At 59.4% G+C, this 14,430-nt stretch carries 14 protein-coding genes and 1 pseudogene; 8 read left to right on the forward strand and 7 right to left on the reverse strand.

The window, feature by feature from the left end:
• Positions 1-99: 99 nt before the first annotated feature.
• Entirely contained in the window at positions 100-891 is a 792-nt protein-coding gene (dapB, locus tag ACNA0J_RS29100; RefSeq protein ID WP_415822486.1) for a 4-hydroxy-tetrahydrodipicolinate reductase, read from the reverse strand.
• 359 nt (positions 892-1,250) lie between these two features.
• Positions 1,251-1,682: pseudogene (locus ACNA0J_RS29105) on the reverse strand (outer membrane protein assembly factor BamE); the annotation flags it as partial.
• Between the two features lie 164 nt (positions 1,683-1,846).
• Between ACNA0J_RS29105 and fur the strand changes: the two are divergent.
• Positions 1,847-2,266: a ferric iron uptake transcriptional regulator gene (gene fur, locus ACNA0J_RS29110; RefSeq protein WP_415805789.1), complete on the forward strand. Its 420-nt coding sequence runs from the start codon at positions 1,847-1,849 to the stop codon at positions 2,264-2,266.
• Positions 2,267-2,437: 171 nt separating this feature from the next.
• On the opposite strand, the gene recN is transcribed toward fur, so the two are convergent.
• Both recN and ACNA0J_RS29120 read right to left on the reverse strand, forming a co-directional pair.
• A complete protein-coding gene (gene recN / locus ACNA0J_RS29115) occupies positions 2,438-4,102 on the reverse strand; it encodes a DNA repair protein RecN (protein ID WP_415822487.1) in 1,665 nt (554 codons plus the stop codon).
• An 18-nt stretch (positions 4,103-4,120) separates the two neighbouring features.
• The gene (locus ACNA0J_RS29120; protein ID WP_415805791.1) at positions 4,121-5,020 is read right to left on the reverse strand and encodes an NAD kinase; all 900 of its coding nucleotides are present in this window, start codon (positions 5,018-5,020) and stop codon (positions 4,121-4,123) included.
• Between the two features lie 128 nt (positions 5,021-5,148).
• Here ACNA0J_RS29120 and hrcA point away from each other — a divergent pair, with 128 nt between their 5' ends.
• From hrcA to dnaJ, 7 genes are all read left to right on the forward strand, one after another.
• Complete coding sequence (gene hrcA / locus ACNA0J_RS29125; RefSeq protein ID WP_415822488.1) at positions 5,149-6,156, forward strand: heat-inducible transcriptional repressor HrcA; 1,008 nt, start codon at positions 5,149-5,151, stop codon at positions 6,154-6,156.
• A 57-nt stretch (positions 6,157-6,213) separates the two neighbouring features.
• The gene (gene hemH, locus ACNA0J_RS29130) at positions 6,214-7,320 is read left to right on the forward strand and encodes a ferrochelatase (RefSeq protein ID WP_415822489.1); all 1,107 of its coding nucleotides are present in this window, start codon (positions 6,214-6,216) and stop codon (positions 7,318-7,320) included.
• 68 nt (positions 7,321-7,388) lie between these two features.
• A complete protein-coding gene (locus ACNA0J_RS29135; protein WP_415822491.1) occupies positions 7,389-7,637 on the forward strand; it encodes a hypothetical protein in 249 nt (82 codons plus the stop codon).
• Positions 7,638-7,722: 85 nt separating this feature from the next.
• Positions 7,723-8,274, forward strand: a complete 552-nt coding sequence (grpE, locus tag ACNA0J_RS29140) for a nucleotide exchange factor GrpE (RefSeq protein WP_415822492.1) — start codon at positions 7,723-7,725, stop codon at positions 8,272-8,274.
• A gap of 13 nt (positions 8,275-8,287) precedes the next feature.
• The gene (locus tag ACNA0J_RS29145) at positions 8,288-8,704 is read left to right on the forward strand and encodes a thioredoxin domain-containing protein (protein ID WP_415822494.1); all 417 of its coding nucleotides are present in this window, start codon (positions 8,288-8,290) and stop codon (positions 8,702-8,704) included.
• A 91-nt stretch (positions 8,705-8,795) separates the two neighbouring features.
• Positions 8,796-10,718: a molecular chaperone DnaK gene (gene dnaK / locus ACNA0J_RS29150; RefSeq protein ID WP_415822495.1), complete on the forward strand. Its 1,923-nt coding sequence runs from the start codon at positions 8,796-8,798 to the stop codon at positions 10,716-10,718.
• A gap of 118 nt (positions 10,719-10,836) precedes the next feature.
• Positions 10,837-11,967, forward strand: coding sequence for a molecular chaperone DnaJ (gene dnaJ, locus ACNA0J_RS29155; RefSeq protein WP_415822496.1), 1,131 nt, complete (start codon positions 10,837-10,839; stop codon positions 11,965-11,967).
• A 120-nt stretch (positions 11,968-12,087) separates the two neighbouring features.
• On the opposite strand, the gene ACNA0J_RS29160 is transcribed toward dnaJ, so the two are convergent.
• The 3 genes from ACNA0J_RS29160 to ACNA0J_RS29170 all read right to left on the reverse strand — a co-directional run bounded on the left by ACNA0J_RS29160 (position 12,088) and on the right by ACNA0J_RS29170 (position 14,043).
• Positions 12,088-12,426, reverse strand: a complete 339-nt coding sequence (locus ACNA0J_RS29160; protein WP_415822497.1) for a DUF4148 domain-containing protein — start codon at positions 12,424-12,426, stop codon at positions 12,088-12,090.
• Between the two features lie 398 nt (positions 12,427-12,824).
• Positions 12,825-13,154, reverse strand: a complete 330-nt coding sequence (locus tag ACNA0J_RS29165) for a DUF4148 domain-containing protein (RefSeq protein ID WP_415822498.1) — start codon at positions 13,152-13,154, stop codon at positions 12,825-12,827.
• Positions 13,155-13,461: 307 nt separating this feature from the next.
• Complete coding sequence (locus ACNA0J_RS29170) at positions 13,462-14,043, reverse strand: DUF4148 domain-containing protein (RefSeq protein WP_415822499.1); 582 nt, start codon at positions 14,041-14,043, stop codon at positions 13,462-13,464.
• Positions 14,044-14,430: the final 387 nt, after the last annotated feature.

A 14,430-nucleotide genomic window follows, 5' to 3' on the forward strand; every position in this document is an offset into this window, starting at 1 on the left:
CCTTCGGTTTCCCTCGCTCGACGCCGAGGCGCCCCAACGCGGCCACTGCCCCGCATCAACNTCAAAAGAACCCAACCGCTCCCGCAGATCACAGGCAGCCTACAACCCCAACACCGCCTGCATATCAAACACCCCGTGCCCCTTATCGCCCAGAAACCGCGCCGCCCGCAGCGCCCCCTGAGCATAAGTCGCCCGGCTGCCGGACCGATGCGTGATCTCGATACGCTCACCGTCCCCGCAGAAATACACCGTATGGTCGCCAACAATATCCCCCCCTCGCACTACCGAAAACCCGATAGTGCCAGGCTGGCGCACACCCGTATCACCATGTCGCGTCCAGGTCGCGACATCAGGCAGCGCGACATCCCAGGCCGAGGCAACCGTCTCGCCCATCTTCAGCGCAGTGCCTGACGGAGCATCGACCTTGTTGCGATGGTGTGCTTCGAACACCTCCACGTCATACCCGGAATTCAGGATACGCGCAGCGACATCCAGCAGCTTGAGCGTGGCATTCACTCCCACGCTCATATTCGGCGCGAAAACGATGCCGATCTTTTGGGCGGCCACGTCAATGGCGGCGCGCCCGGCATCGTCAAACCCCGTCGTGCCGATCACGATCCGGGTGCCGTGTTGCACGCAGGCCTTCAGATGCGCCAACGTAGCCTCAGGGCGAGTGAAATCGATCAGGCAGTCAGCATTGGCCAACGCGTCGAGTTGATCCGTAATCGTGACACCCGTCTCGCGGCCCAGAAACGCGCCGGCATCCTGTCCCAGGTCCGGAGAGCCTGCACGATCCAGGGCGACTGCGAGTGTGACGTCCGAAGCATTCAGGACGGCTTCGATGAGCATGCGGCCCATACGGCCGCCTGCGCCTGCAATAGCGATACGCATGTTTTTTCCTCTGGCTACAGCGATCAACGCAGCGGCTCGGCGCCACCGGTAGCGGGGTTGGACGAGCCCGTGCTGGGCGCATTCAATCGCAATTCTCGCTGGCGAGCCGTATTGCCGGACGTATCCTCTGGGGGTAATGTGTCTGATTCGGACATGCTCGGCGCACGAATGCCGCTGCCTGAATCAGAGGCCGGTTGAGGCGCCGTGTCCGGCTGCGAGACCGCCGTATCTGCACCGCTGGCAGGCACTGCCGTGCCGTTGGCGCCATCTGCAGGCAGAGCGCCGCCCGGCGGCGTCCCCAGCGCGGGCAACTGTGCCGCATCGGCCGGGACAGCCGACTGAATCGCCCCCTCGGCATTCTGGCGAGCGGTTTCAGCGTCGATCTGCTCGTCAGTTTTTCCCTGGGGTTTGCCTTCTGCGTTCAGTTGGAACGGTTGCAGTTCGGGCTGCTTGTCGCCTTCCCAGCGCACCAGGCGGTCATTGTCGAACCACACCGTGAATTTGCGCTCTTGAGGGTCACCGTAGCCGGGCTTGAAATAATACGGATAGTCCCAGCGATCCGCGTGCAGGACGCTGGTCAACGTGGGGCTGCCCAACGCAAAGCGGACTTGCTCGCGCGTCATGCCGGGCTGCAGCAGGGCGACTTGCTCTTGCGTGATCCAATTGCCCTGCTGGACAGGGGCCTTGTAGGGAAAGCCCCATTTGTCGGATGAGCAGCCCGCCACAACGGCTGCGATGGCGGTGGCTGCCAGTGCGGTTTTCAGGAACCGGGTCGGAATACGTGCAATGATGGACACCAAGCGCCCCTATCTGTGATTTAAAGCGGGTAAAACCGTTATCATAAAGGTTTCACAATGCGGTAGCTCCGTGGGCAGCGGAAAAAGGGCGGCGCGCTGCTGCAGTTTGTGCGCCGCAATTTCTGCCCTTGCCACCGCGGACAGAGAGCGATTACACCATGACAGACCAAAGCGAACTGAAAAACATGGGTTTGAAGGCGACTTTCCCTCGTCTGAAAATCCTGGATATCTTCCGCAAAGCAGACCAACGGCACCTGAGCGCCGAGGATGTTTATCGCGCGCTGATTGGCGAAAACGTCGAAATCGGCCTGGCGACGGTTTATCGCGTGCTGACACAGTTCGAGCAGGCCGGCATCCTGAGCCGTAGCCAATTCGACAGCGGCAAGGCGGTTTTCGAGCTGAATGACGGCGATCACCACGACCACCTGATCTGCACCAATTGTGGCAAGGTAGTCGAGTTTTCCGATCCCGACATTGAGAAACGTCAACACAAAGTGGCAAAAGACAACAATTTTGCCTTGGAAAGTCACGCCATGGTGCTGTACGGCATCTGCGGCGACTGCCAAAAAACCCGCTAAGTCCGGTCGGCTTGTGGCGGCACGTCAGAGGCTCGTCAGACCTCGTGTCCCGCCATTGCATGCGAGTTCGGTCAGCAATCGTTACGTATTGCTCTGACTGTAGCGAGTGCGCCTGGCCGCTCCAAAAACAAAAACGCCCCCTATGCAAGGGGGCGTTGTCCGTCGAGCGGCTTAGCGCGCGGCCTGTTCGGCCAAGCCCCCCAGCATTTCGCGCGCATGATCGCGCGTCGTGGCAGTGATTTTGATGCCGCCCAGCATGCGGGCAATTTCCTCGACGCGTTGATCGGCGTCCAATTCGGCAATCTGGGATCGCGTCGTGCCTGCCGTTTCTTTTTTGCTGACCCGATATTGCGCATTACCGCAGGCGGCAACCTGTGGCAGGTGGGTGACGCACAAGACTTGATGGCGTTCGCCGAGTTCCTTGAGCAGTTGCCCGACGACCTCAGCAACGGCGCCGCCTACACCACTGTCGACTTCGTCAAAAATCAAGGTTGGCACGCGTGCCGCCCGGCTGGCAATGACGGATAGCGCCAGAGATATCCGCGAGAGTTCGCCACCCGATGCGACTTTGCCCAACGGACGCGGTGTGGTGCCGGCATGGCCGGCCACCAGAAACTCGACTTGATCGCTGCCCTGTGCCGAGGGCGCCCCCGTGGAGACGATCGGCTCGAATCGGCCGCCTTGCATGGCGAGCGTCTGCATGGCCTGTGTGACTTGTTTGCCCAGGCTTTTGGCGACTTTGGCGCGCGCCGTAGACAGTTGTTTGGCTGCGGCGAGATATTGCGTTTCGGCTGTTTCGGCGCGTGCGCGCAAGGCGTCTATATCGCCTGCGGCTTGCAGGTCGGCCAACTGGGCATGCACATTGTCACGTAGCGCCGGCAAAGTCTCTGGATCGGTTTTGAATTTGCGCGCCATTTCAAACACGGCGCTCATTCGGGTGTCGACCTGGGCCAGGCGCTGCGGATCGAGTTCGACGCGGCTGACGTAGTTGTTGAGATCAGAGACGGCTTCCGACATGGCAATGCGCGCGGATTCGATTTCCTCAGCGACGCCTTGCAACCCAGCGTCGTGACGCAGCATGCTTTGCAGGCGATGTTGAGCCGTATTCAGCCGATGCAGGGCGGAGTCGTCTTCGCCATCGAGGGCCTCCAGGATCTGTCCGGCGCCGTCCAGCAAGGCCTGGGCATGAGCCAGGCGCGACTGTTCGGACTGCAGGGTATCCCATTCGTCAGCTTGCAGCGCCAGTTGATCAAGCTCGTCGGCTTGCCATTGCAGCCGCTCTCGTTCGGCGGCAAGCCCCGCGGCGTCTTTTTCGGCCAGCTCCAGTTGGCGAGCGACTGCCCGCCATGCTTTCCATGCCTGTGCGACGGTTTGGCGCAGCTCGGCATGGCCGCCATGGGCATCCAGCAGGTCTCGCTGCGCGTCGGGGCGCATCAGGCTTTGATGCGCATGTTGCCCATGGATATCCACCAGGCTGTCGCCAAGCTCACGTAATTGCGTCAATGTGGCCGGCATGCCGTTGATATAGCCGCGGCTGCGGCCTTGTGCATCGACGACGCGGCGCAACGCGAGTTCGTCTCCGTTATCCAGGTCGCGCTCTGTCAGCCAACTGCGCAGTGCCGCTGACGTATCGAACATGGCCGTGATATCTGCGCGAGCGGCTCCCTCGCGCAGGACGCTCGCGTCGGCACGCCCGCCCAGCGCCAGTGCCAGAGCATCGATCAAAATGGATTTTCCGGCGCCTGTTTCGCCCGAAAAAACGGTAAAACCCGAGCCGAAATGAATCTCGGCCTGTTCGACGATGACAAAATCGCGAATATGCAGGGTGCGCAACATAAGTGATAGTCGGTACGGTTATTCCACGCTGTCAGATGCCTGAGGCATCAAATTCCAATGCAGCTTGCGACGCAGGGTCGAAAAGAAGCTGTAGCCCTCGGGGTGCACAAAACGGATCGTATGCGGCGCACGTTGCACGGAAATGCGATCGCCCGGCTGCAGATCAGACCATGTCTGCATGTCGAAATGCACGCTCGCGCCGGTTTCGACGCGGCCAATGGCTGTCAACGTCATGCTGAGTACCCCGGTGCCCGGGATGACGATCGGACGGTTGGACAGGGTCTGCGGCGCCACAGGGACCAGCACCATGGCATCGAGGCCCGGATGCAAAATCGGACCGTTGGCAGACAACGCATAGGCCGTGGATCCCGTTGGCGTGGCGATGATGAGGCCGTCGGCCCGCTGCGCATACATGAAGGCCCCGTCCACTTCGACGCGGACTTCGATCATGCCGCCGCGTCCGGCGCGGTTGAGCACCACATCGTTCAGGGCAGGCGCGGTGTACATCAATTGATCACCGCGCCAGACACAGCCCTCCAGGAGCATGCGGTCTTCGGCGCGATAATTGCCCTCGATGATGCGGGCCAGGGCGTTTTGCGATTCCTGTACGGGGATGTCGGTGATGAAACCGAGCCGGCCATGGTTGATGCCCACGATCGACAAGCCAAACGGGGCGAGCGTACGCGCGGCGCCCAGCACGGTGCCGTCGCCGCCCATGACGACGGCCAAGGACGCGGTTTCGCCGATTTCTTTCAGGGTGGCCACGGGATAATCGCGCAGGCCTGTGTTCTGCGCAGTGTCGGCGTCGATCAATACTTGCCGGCCGGCTTTGATCAGCATTTCTGCCAGGGTGCGCAGCGGCGCGTCCAGACCCGTATCCTGGTGTCTGCCAATCAGGGCAACAATGGGAAAATGCATGGCGAAAAGGACCGATAATCAATAGGAACGGCACATTGGCCGGGTCGATTCGCCGATTATATGGGGCGGCTTATCCGGCTGCAGGACAAAAATCGCCCATTTCTGAAAGTTTCCCTACAATAGCCCTCATGGATGATCGCGCCCGCGCATTACTTAAAGCCCTGATAGAACGTCACATTGCCGATGGACAACCGGTAGGGTCGCGCACGCTATCCAAGGTCTTTGATCTGTCTCCTGCCACGATACGCAATGTCATGGCGGATCTCGAGGACCTGGGGCTCATACACAGCCCGCATACGTCCGCAGGCCGCGTGCCTACGCCGCGGGGCTATCGCATGTTCGTCGACTCGTTGCTGGCCGTGCAGCCGTACGAGTTCCAACCACAGCAATTCGGCGAGGCTGCCTTGACGGCCACAGAGCCTTCGCGGGCGGTCAACGCAGCGGCGGCGCTGTTGTCCAATCTGACGCAGTTCGCGGGTGTGGTGTTGACGCCCAAGCGCGCACAGGTATTTCGTCAAATTGAATTCATTCGCTTGTCGGGTAAACGGGTGTTGCTCATCATCGTCACGCCCGACGGCGATGTCCAGAACCGGATCTTGACCGTTCAACGCGACTATTCCGAGGCCGAGCTCCTCGAGGCCGGGAATTTCTTCAACGTGCATTTCGCAGGCAAATCCTTCGATGCGGTGCGTCGTACGTTGACGACCGAGTTGGCGCAATTGCGTGATGACATTTCGCGCCTGATGCAGGCCGCGGTCGAGGCCGGGGCCGAGGCGGCCGAGGATGGTGATGATGTAATCATCTCGGGCGAGCGCAAGCTGCTCGACGTGACCGACATCGCGTCCGATATGGATCGCCTGCGCAAAATGTTCTCCTTGTTCGAGAAGAAAACCGATTTGCTGCAATTGCTGGATACTTCCAGCCGCGCCCAAGGGGTGCAGATCTATATCGGCGGCGAGTCGCAGTTGCTGCCCATGGAAGAATTATCCGTGATCACGGCTCCCTATGGCGTCGACGGCAGGGTGATCGGTACCTTGGGTGTCATCGGGCCCACTCGCATGGCCTACGAGCGCGTCATTCCGATTGTCGACATCACGGCGCGCCTGCTGTCCAACGCATTCAGCCATAATCATTAAGATTCAGCCGGATCATTGAGCCGGCTCTCCGGCAGCTTGGTTCTTGAGAGGTATTTCGTGTTTCTGCGCTTGTTCAAGTATTTATGGCCTGAGCGTTACCTGCCCGAACCCCCACAGACGGATCCTTTCGATGACAATCCCGCCCCGCGAGAGGCGGGGCCTGTCGGCGTCCTGCTGGTCAATCTTGGAACCCCGGCCAGTCCGACGCCGCGCGATATACGCCGTTATCTGGCGGAGTTTTTGTCCGATCCCCGGGTGATCGAGATTCCGCGTTATTTGTGGCTGCCGATCTTGCATTGCCTGGTGCTGGCCCGGCGCCCGAGCCGTTTGCAACCGCGTTATGCGGGAATCTGGATGGAGGAGGGCTCGCCCTTGATGGTGTACAGCCGCCGTCAGGCCGAGGGTGTGCAGCGTGCGCTGCAGGCACGTGGCAGGCAGGCGCGGGTCGAGCTCGCGATGCGCTATGGCGAACCGTCTATCGAGCAGGCCATCACGCGATTGCGGCAACAGGGTTGCCAGCGTATCTTGACCGTCCCGTTGTACCCGCAGTATGCCGCGAGCACGACGGCGACCGTGGTCGATGCCGTCACGGGGCATGTTGCCAAATTACGGGATCAGCCCGAGCTGCGATTTATCAAGCGTTTCCATCAGGACCCAGGGTACCTGGATGCGTTGGCGCGTCAGATATCGGACTATTGGCAGACAAACGGCCGTCCGCAAAAACTGGTCATGAGCTTTCACGGCTTGCCTCGTTATTCGATCGAATTGGGTGACCCGTATTACCGGGATTGTCTGGAAACGGCGCGTTTGCTGCGCGAACGTCTGTCGTTGACGCCCGATCAGGTCGAGGTGACGTTCCAGAGCCGTTTTGGCGCCGCCCGATGGCTGGAGCCCTATACGGAACCCACACTGAAAGCCCTGGCAGGTCAAGGCGTTACCGAAGTTGACGTGGTGTGCCCGGGTTTCGTCGCCGATTGCCTGGAGACGCTGGAAGAGATCAGCCAGGAATGCCGCGACGCTTTCTTAGAAGCGGGAGGGCGTCAGTTCAGATATATCCCGGCACTGAACGATCATCCCGATTGGATCGAGGGATTGGCCGCCTTGGCCGACAATCACTTACAAGGTTGGGCCCCTCGAACGACCGCAGGTCGTACACTAGAATAGAACTTGAGGGCTCCGCCGGCGCTGCGCCAGCGGGGTATGAGTGAACGGCAGCTTTCAGGGGATCGCGAATGAGCACATCCAATAAACCTGGGACGCAGGCGCCACCCCGGCCCGAATCTCCCGCCAAACAGGACGAGCGCGTCGAAGGCGAACTCGACAAGGCGCTCGATGAGTCTTTTCCCGCGAGTGACCCTGCGGCCACCGTCGCGCCGAGCGCGGATGCTCAGGACGGCGAGGAAGCCGCGCTGGACGAGGCGCTGGAAGAAAGCTTTCCTGCCAGTGATCCGCCCGCACCCGCCCAGCCACGGGAAAAGTAGCCCTATCTGTCGCATGGCCTCTTGAAATAGCCTGTAAGGCCCCCATTATTGGGGCCTACGCTATTGTTTTTTTGGAGGATCCCCCATGACGGCATCTCAAGAGCCTGTCGATCAAGCCCCCGAGTCCGAAGACCAAGGCGCTGCCGCGCCCGTCACTATCGAATCGCTGCAGGCCGAAATTGCCGCGTTGCGTGCCGAGCTCGAGGCCGCCCAGGCCACCGTCACTGGACAGCAAGACCAATTGCTGCGTACCCACGCCGAGGCCGAAAACGTCCGACGTCGTGCCCAAGAAGACGTGTCCAAGGCACGCAAGTTCGGTATTGAGTCCTTTGCCGAAAGCCTGGTTCCCGTCAAAGACAGCCTCGAAGCTGCGCTTGCCCAGGCAGATCAGACTCTGGAAGCCCTGCGCGAGGGTGTCGAAGTGACGCTCAAGCAGCTGAGCGGCGCATTCGAGCGCAATCTGCTCAAAGAAATCGCCCCAGTGCAGGGTGACAAGTTCGACCCGCACCTGCATCAGGCTATTTCCTCTGTGCCGGCCCAGCAGCCCGCCAATACGATCGTGCAGACGCTGCAAAAGGGCTACGTGATTGCTGACCGTACCCTGCGCCCGGCCTTGGTGATCGTTTCTGCAGGCTGATCGGCTCGCGACCATGTCTGGCTCCACTTCGTTCGATCCGTCTCAGGTTTTTCAGGTGTTCGCCATGCGTGCCGTCGGCACCGCCGATATTGATCAGGCGGTGATCGAGGCGCCGGGCGATGACTTGCGATGCGTATTCTTGTGGGGCCAGGATTGTTACAACTGCAATTTGTTCAAGCAGGCCGCGTTATTGCATCAACGAGCCTTGCTGGATCTGGGATTGAGCTGGTTTCAGGCTGACGTCTACGCCGACGAGGCATTAGGGCGGCGATTTGCGTTGCACGGTGTGCCGACTTTTGTGTTTTATCGCGGCGGCAAGCGCCTGGGGCGTATTACCAGTTGGCCCGGGCTGCCGCAGTTTGTGGCCGCCGTCAGCCGCCTGCAGGACGCAGTGTCCACCGGCGAGCAGAAAAGCACGCCAGGGTCTTGAAAAACCCCATTGGCAGCCCCAGTTAGGTTGAGACTGAGTTTTTTTCCCAATTTTCTGTATTTACGAAATCAATATTCAAGGTATTCCCACCATGAGCAAAATCATCGGCATCGACTTGGGCACGACCAACAGCTGCGTGGCTGTCATGGACGGTAACCAGGTCAAAATCATCGAAAACGCCGAAGGTGCCCGCACGACTCCTTCCATCATCGCCTACATGGACGATGGTGAAACCCTGGTCGGCGCGCCCGCCAAGCGTCAAGCGGTGACCAACCCCACCAACACGCTGTACGCCGTCAAGCGCCTGATCGGCCGCAAGTTCGACGAAAAAGCTGTCCAGAAAGACATCGACCTGATGCCCTACAGCATCGTCAAGGCCGACAACGGCGACGCCTGGGTCGAAGTGCGCGGCAAGAAAATCGCGCCTCCCCAAGTCTCCGCCGACGTGCTGCGCAAAATGAAGAAAACCGCCGAGGACTATCTGGGCGAAGAAGTCACCGAAGCCGTGATCACGGTGCCGGCCTACTTCAATGACAGCCAACGTCAGGCGACCAAGGACGCCGGCCGTATCGCGGGCCTGGAAGTCAAGCGCATCATCAACGAGCCCACCGCTGCCGCGTTGGCGTTCGGCCTGGACAAGTCCGAAAAGGGCGATCGCAAGATCGCGGTGTATGACTTGGGCGGTGGTACGTTCGACGTGTCCATCATCGAAATCGCGGACGTGGACGGTGAAAAGCAGTTCGAGGTTCTGTCGACCAACGGCGACACCTTCCTGGGTGGCGAGGACTTCGATCAGCGCATCATCGACTACATCATCGGCGAATTCAAGAAAGAGCAAGGCGTGGACCTGTCCAAGGACGTCCTGGCCCTGCAACGCCTGAAAGAAGCCGCTGAAAAAGCCAAAATCGAGCTGTCGTCCAGCCAACAGACCGAAATCAACCTGCCGTACATCACGGCCGATGCTTCCGGTCCCAAGCACTTGAACCTGAAGATCACGCGCGCCAAGCTGGAAGCCCTGGTCGAGGAACTGATCGATCGCACGATCGAGCCCTGCCGTGTGGCCATCAAGGACGCTGGCGTCAAGGTTTCCGAAATCGACGACGTGATCCTGGTCGGCGGTATGACCCGTATGCCCAAGGTGCAGGAAAAGGTCAAAGAGTTCTTTGGCAAGGACCCGCGCAAGGACATCAACCCCGACGAAGCCGTGGCTGCTGGTGCCGCGATTCAGGGTTCGGTGTTGTCGGGCGACCGCAAGGACGTGCTGCTCCTGGACGTGACGCCTCTGTCGCTGGGTATCGAAACCCTGGGCGGCGTGATGACCAAGATGATCCAGAAGAACACCACGATCCCGACACGTTTCTCGCAAACGTTCTCGACCGCTGACGACAATCAGCCGGCCGTGACGATCAAGGTGTTCCAAGGCGAGCGCGAAATCGCTGCGGGCAACAAGAGCCTGGGTGAGTTCAACCTCGAGGGTATTCCGCCCGCGCCGCGCGGTCTGCCGCAAATCGAAGTCACGTTCGACATCGACGCCAACGGCATTCTGCACGTGTCTGCAAAGGACAAAGGCACCGGCAAGGAAAACAAGATCACCATCAAGGCCAACTCTGGTTTGTCCGAGGACGAAATCCAGCGCATGGTCAAGGATGCCGAGGCGAATGCCGAGGAAGATCACCGCATTGCCGAGCTGGCTCAGACTCGCAACCAAGCCGATGCGTTGGTGCACGCCACCCGCAAATCGCTGACCGAGTATGGCGACAAGCTCGAGGCCTCTGAAAAAGAGTCCATCGAAGCCGCCATCAAGGAAGTCGAGGATGTGCTCAAGGACGGCGACAAGGCTGCGATCGACGCCAAGGTTGAGGCGCTGTCGACGGCTTCGCAGAAACTCGGCGAAAAGATGTACGCCGATATGCAAGCTGCTCAGGCCGCCCAGCAGGCTGACGGCGCAGAAGCCAAGCCGGCTGACGACAACGTGGTCGACGCTGACTTCAAAGAAGTCAAGCGCGATCAATAAGTCGGGCAATAACGGCCGTCTATGACGCCTGATCTCGCCCGGTACCCGGATTTTCCGGTTACCGGGCGGATTCGTTCTGTATCACCGAGGTTATAGCTCGTTTTTGAGCTTATTCAATATGGCAAAACGCGATTACTACGAAGCTTTAGGCGTGGCAAAAAACGCCACGGACGACGAGCTGAAAAAGGCCTACCGCAAGCTGGCCATGAAATACCATCCGGACCGTAATCCGGACAGCAAAGACGCCGAAGAAAAGTTCAAGGAAATCAAGGAAGCCTACGAAGTCCTGGGCGACGAACAAAAGCGTGCGGCTTACGACCGTTATGGGCATGCGGGCGTTGACCCCAATGCCGCGGGCATGGGCGGCGCAGGCATGGGCGGTGGTTTCGCCGATGCCTTTGGCGACATCTTTGGCGAGATTTTTGGTGGAGCCGGCGGCCGTCGCGGCGGCGGTGGCCCGCAGGTCTATCGGGGCGCCGACCTCAAGTACGGTTTGGAAATCACGCTCGAGCAAGCCGCCCAAGGCTTTGATACCGAAATCCGTGTGCCGAGCTGGGAAAATTGCGATACCTGCCATGGCAGCGGCGCGAAGCCCGGTACCTCGCCCAAGACCTGCCATACTTGCGGCGGCTCAGGGGCCGTGCGGATGCAGCAAGGCTTTTTCAGCGTGCAACAGACTTGCCCGACCTGCCACGGCAGCGGCAAAGAAGTCACCGATCCATGCGCTGCATGCGATGGTGTCGGCCGCATTCGCCGGAACAAGACCCTGCAGGTCAAGATCCCGGCCGGTATCGACGATGGCATGCGCATTCGATCGAGCGGCAATGGCGAGCCCGGCATCAACGGCGGACCGTCGGGGGATCTCTACGTCGAGATCCACATCAAGCAGCACAAGATCTTCCAGCGCGACGATGATGATCTGCATTGCGAATTGACCATTCCGTTCACCACGGCGGCATTGGGTGGCGAGCTGCAGGTGCCGACGCTCGGCGGCAAGGCCGAAATCTCGATCCCCGAGGGGACGCAATCGGGCAAGACCTTCCGGCTGCGTGGCAAGGGTATTCGTGGCGTGCGCGCCAGCTATCCGGGTGATCTGTATTGCCACGTGGTTGTTGAAACGCCGGTGCGGCTGAGCGACGAGCAGAAAGCGATTCTGCGCCAGTTCGAGGCCTCGCTTAGCGATGGTGGCGAGCGGCATTCGCCGCAAAGCAAATCCTGGACGGATCGGGTCAAGGAGTTTTTTAGCTGATCCCTGACTGATCCTGGTTCTGTATGAAGAAAGCCCCCTGTCACATCACGTGACAGGGGGCTTTTGCCTTTGCACTGCGCTCCGTACTACTTGCTTCACATCGCTCGGAACGCTTTGCAATTAGCGGGCAACGGGCGGGTAGTCCAGTTCACCGAACGTGTATTGGCCCGTGGCTTTGGCTTCGGCCAGCTCGGCACGTACTTGTTCGCGGGTCTTGCCGGACGTGGCGGAGACTTGAGGGGTAGGCGGGTAGTCTTCTTCGCCAAAACTCACCAGGCCAGCAGCCTTGGCTTGGGCCAGATCGGCTACGACTTGGGCGCGGGTCGGGGCGTTGGGATCGACGCGACCATAAACGCCTTGGAAAGGCACGTTGTTAGGTTCGATATTGGGCGAGGCGGCGTAGGCGCCGGCGCTCAACAGGCTCATCGAAACTAGCAGGGCAGAAGTTAGGGTTTTCATGATAAGACCTCCATTTGTCTGAATTTGGGATGGAATCCGGCGGTCTTCCGTCGTGGTTCGTGTTTGTTTCCCGATGACTTCATTGTCCTCTTGCCAGAACCTGGGATAAACCCGGGTTTGTTGGAAATATTTTTCCATTTTTGTCGGAAATCCAATTGGTTTTAATGATTATCGGTAAAAATGGAATTGATACGTTGGCGTGATGAACAAATAAAAGCCCCGCCACACGGGTGTGACGGGGCTCGGCTTGCTACTACAACCATCAGGACTGCAACTTCAACTACCTACTTCAACTGCGTACAGCACTTTCACTACTTGGTACTGCTACTGCTCGGTACTGCTACATCAACTGCAGGCACTGCTACCGCCACGCCTTGTGAGCGGGCGACGCTTACTGCTTAGCGAACAATGGGATAGTCCAGTTCGCCGAAGGAGTATTGGCCATTGGCCTTGGCTTGAGCCAGCTCGGCAACGACTTGGTCGTGGCTCTTGTTCGAGTGGCTGGCGATTTCTACGGGGTACTCTTCTTCGCCGTAGGTCACCAGGCCAGCGGCCTTGGCTTGGGCCAGATCGGCCACAACTTGGGCGCGGGTCGGAGCGTTGGTATCGACTTGGCCATAAACGCCTTGGAAAGGCACATTGTTAGGTTCGATATTGGGGGAGGCGGCGTAGGCGCCAGCGCTCAACAAGCTCATCGAAACTAGCAGGGCAGAAGTTAGGGTTTTCATGATAAGACCTCCATTTGTCTGTGAATGTGGGATGGAGTCCGGCGGCTTTCCGTCGTGGTCCGTGTTTGTTTCCCGATGACTGAATTGTGCGCTTGTCAGTACCTGGGATAAACCCGGATTTAATGAAAATATTTTTCCATTTTTACGAGTAATCAAATAAATAACGTGGATTTTTGGTGAAAATGGAATTGATATGTTGGCGTGACCAACAAATAAAAGCCCCGTCACGTGCACGTGAGGGGGCTGGGGCGCTGCGCGAAGCTATCGATATGGCGCGTCTGCTAATAAGAAAATGCCGGAATATCAGCTATTTACCGTATCCCCACAGCGTTTTGAGCGTGTCTCGGAGTTTATCGATTAGTGACGACCCAGGAGCAGGCTCGCCGATCTTGGCCTGAGCAGGCCGGGCCGGTGTCGCCGGGTATTCTTGTTCGCCATAGGTCACCAGGCCGGCGGCCTTTGCCTCGGCCAACTCCGCGCGTACTTGTTCACGGGTCTTGCCGGGCGCCGATGAGGTTGCCGGCACGGGATATTCTTGTTCACCGTAAGTCACTTGGCCGGCGGCTTTGGCATCGGCCAGCTCAGCGATGACTTGTTCCCGGCTTTTGCCGGGAACGGATGATGCCTTGGGCATGGGGTAAGGCTGCTCGCCGCGGGGTATCTCGCCTGCCTTGTTCGCTCGGACTGCCTCAGCGTGAACCTCTGCGCGGGTCGGGGCATGGGGGTCGACCCGGCCGTAAACCCCTTGGAAAGGAATATTGTTCGGTTCGATATTGGGCGAGGGCGTTTTGATTTGATTAGGTGAGGGCGTCTCACGGTCGAGGGGCGCCTCGATGTCGGCATCTGCTACGTTGGTTGGGAGTGGCTGGCCTGAGGTTACGGGTCTCATGGGGGATCTCCATTTGTCTTGGACCTTAAAACAATTCAGCGGCTTTTCCATGTCTCGTGCCTCGTGATAACAAGGGCCTCGCCGCTTATCCGAACCTGGAGACGATCAGGCTGGCTGGAAAATATATTCCCATCGCCCATGGTAAGGGATTTCATCGCGCACCTTTGGCTCCGAAATCGGACGCTTGTAGTGCGGAGTTCTTTTGGCGCAGGAGGTCGGTGTGTAAGAGCCCCACCGGGCCTATCGCATTAGCAAAGACAGCTTTAAAAAAATGCTGATGGCCATCTGCCCTCGTTGCATTCCCTCATCATGAGTCCCTGTCGCGTGCCTGGGCGTGGTGCCGGGCCGTTGAGCACGGATTTAGTCCGCGCAGCGGACCGAGGCCCC

Origin of the sequence: Bordetella tumbae (genome assembly GCF_965139195.1) — a bacterium.
Taxonomy (GTDB): domain Bacteria; phylum Pseudomonadota; class Gammaproteobacteria; order Burkholderiales; family Burkholderiaceae_B; genus Bordetella_A; species Bordetella_A tumbae.

Coding starts and splice junctions, on each gene's coding strand:
- dapB (WP_415822486.1), bottom strand. CDS start 891: ATGCGTATCGCTATTGCAGGCGCAGGCGGCCGTATGGGCCGCATGCTC.
- ACNA0J_RS29145 (WP_415822494.1), top strand. CDS start 8,288: ATGTCTGGCTCCACTTCGTTCGATCCGTCTCAGGTTTTTCAGGTGTTC.
- ACNA0J_RS29165 (WP_415822498.1), bottom strand. CDS start 13,154: ATGAAAACCCTAACTTCTGCCCTGCTAGTTTCGATGAGCTTGTTGAGC.
- ACNA0J_RS29170 (WP_415822499.1), bottom strand. CDS start 14,043: ATGAGACCCGTAACCTCAGGCCAGCCACTCCCAACCAACGTAGCAGAT.
- hrcA (WP_415822488.1), top strand. CDS start 5,149: ATGGATGATCGCGCCCGCGCATTACTTAAAGCCCTGATAGAACGTCAC.
- ACNA0J_RS29135 (WP_415822491.1), top strand. CDS start 7,389: ATGAGCACATCCAATAAACCTGGGACGCAGGCGCCACCCCGGCCCGAA.
- ACNA0J_RS29160 (WP_415822497.1), bottom strand. CDS start 12,426: ATGAAAACCCTAACTTCTGCCCTGCTAGTTTCGATGAGCCTGTTGAGC.
- recN (WP_415822487.1), bottom strand. CDS start 4,102: ATGTTGCGCACCCTGCATATTCGCGATTTTGTCATCGTCGAACAGGCC.
- grpE (WP_415822492.1), top strand. CDS start 7,723: ATGACGGCATCTCAAGAGCCTGTCGATCAAGCCCCCGAGTCCGAAGAC.
- dnaK (WP_415822495.1), top strand. CDS start 8,796: ATGAGCAAAATCATCGGCATCGACTTGGGCACGACCAACAGCTGCGTG.
- dnaJ (WP_415822496.1), top strand. CDS start 10,837: ATGGCAAAACGCGATTACTACGAAGCTTTAGGCGTGGCAAAAAACGCC.
- fur (WP_415805789.1), top strand. CDS start 1,847: ATGACAGACCAAAGCGAACTGAAAAACATGGGTTTGAAGGCGACTTTC.
- ACNA0J_RS29120 (WP_415805791.1), bottom strand. CDS start 5,020: ATGCATTTTCCCATTGTTGCCCTGATTGGCAGACACCAGGATACGGGT.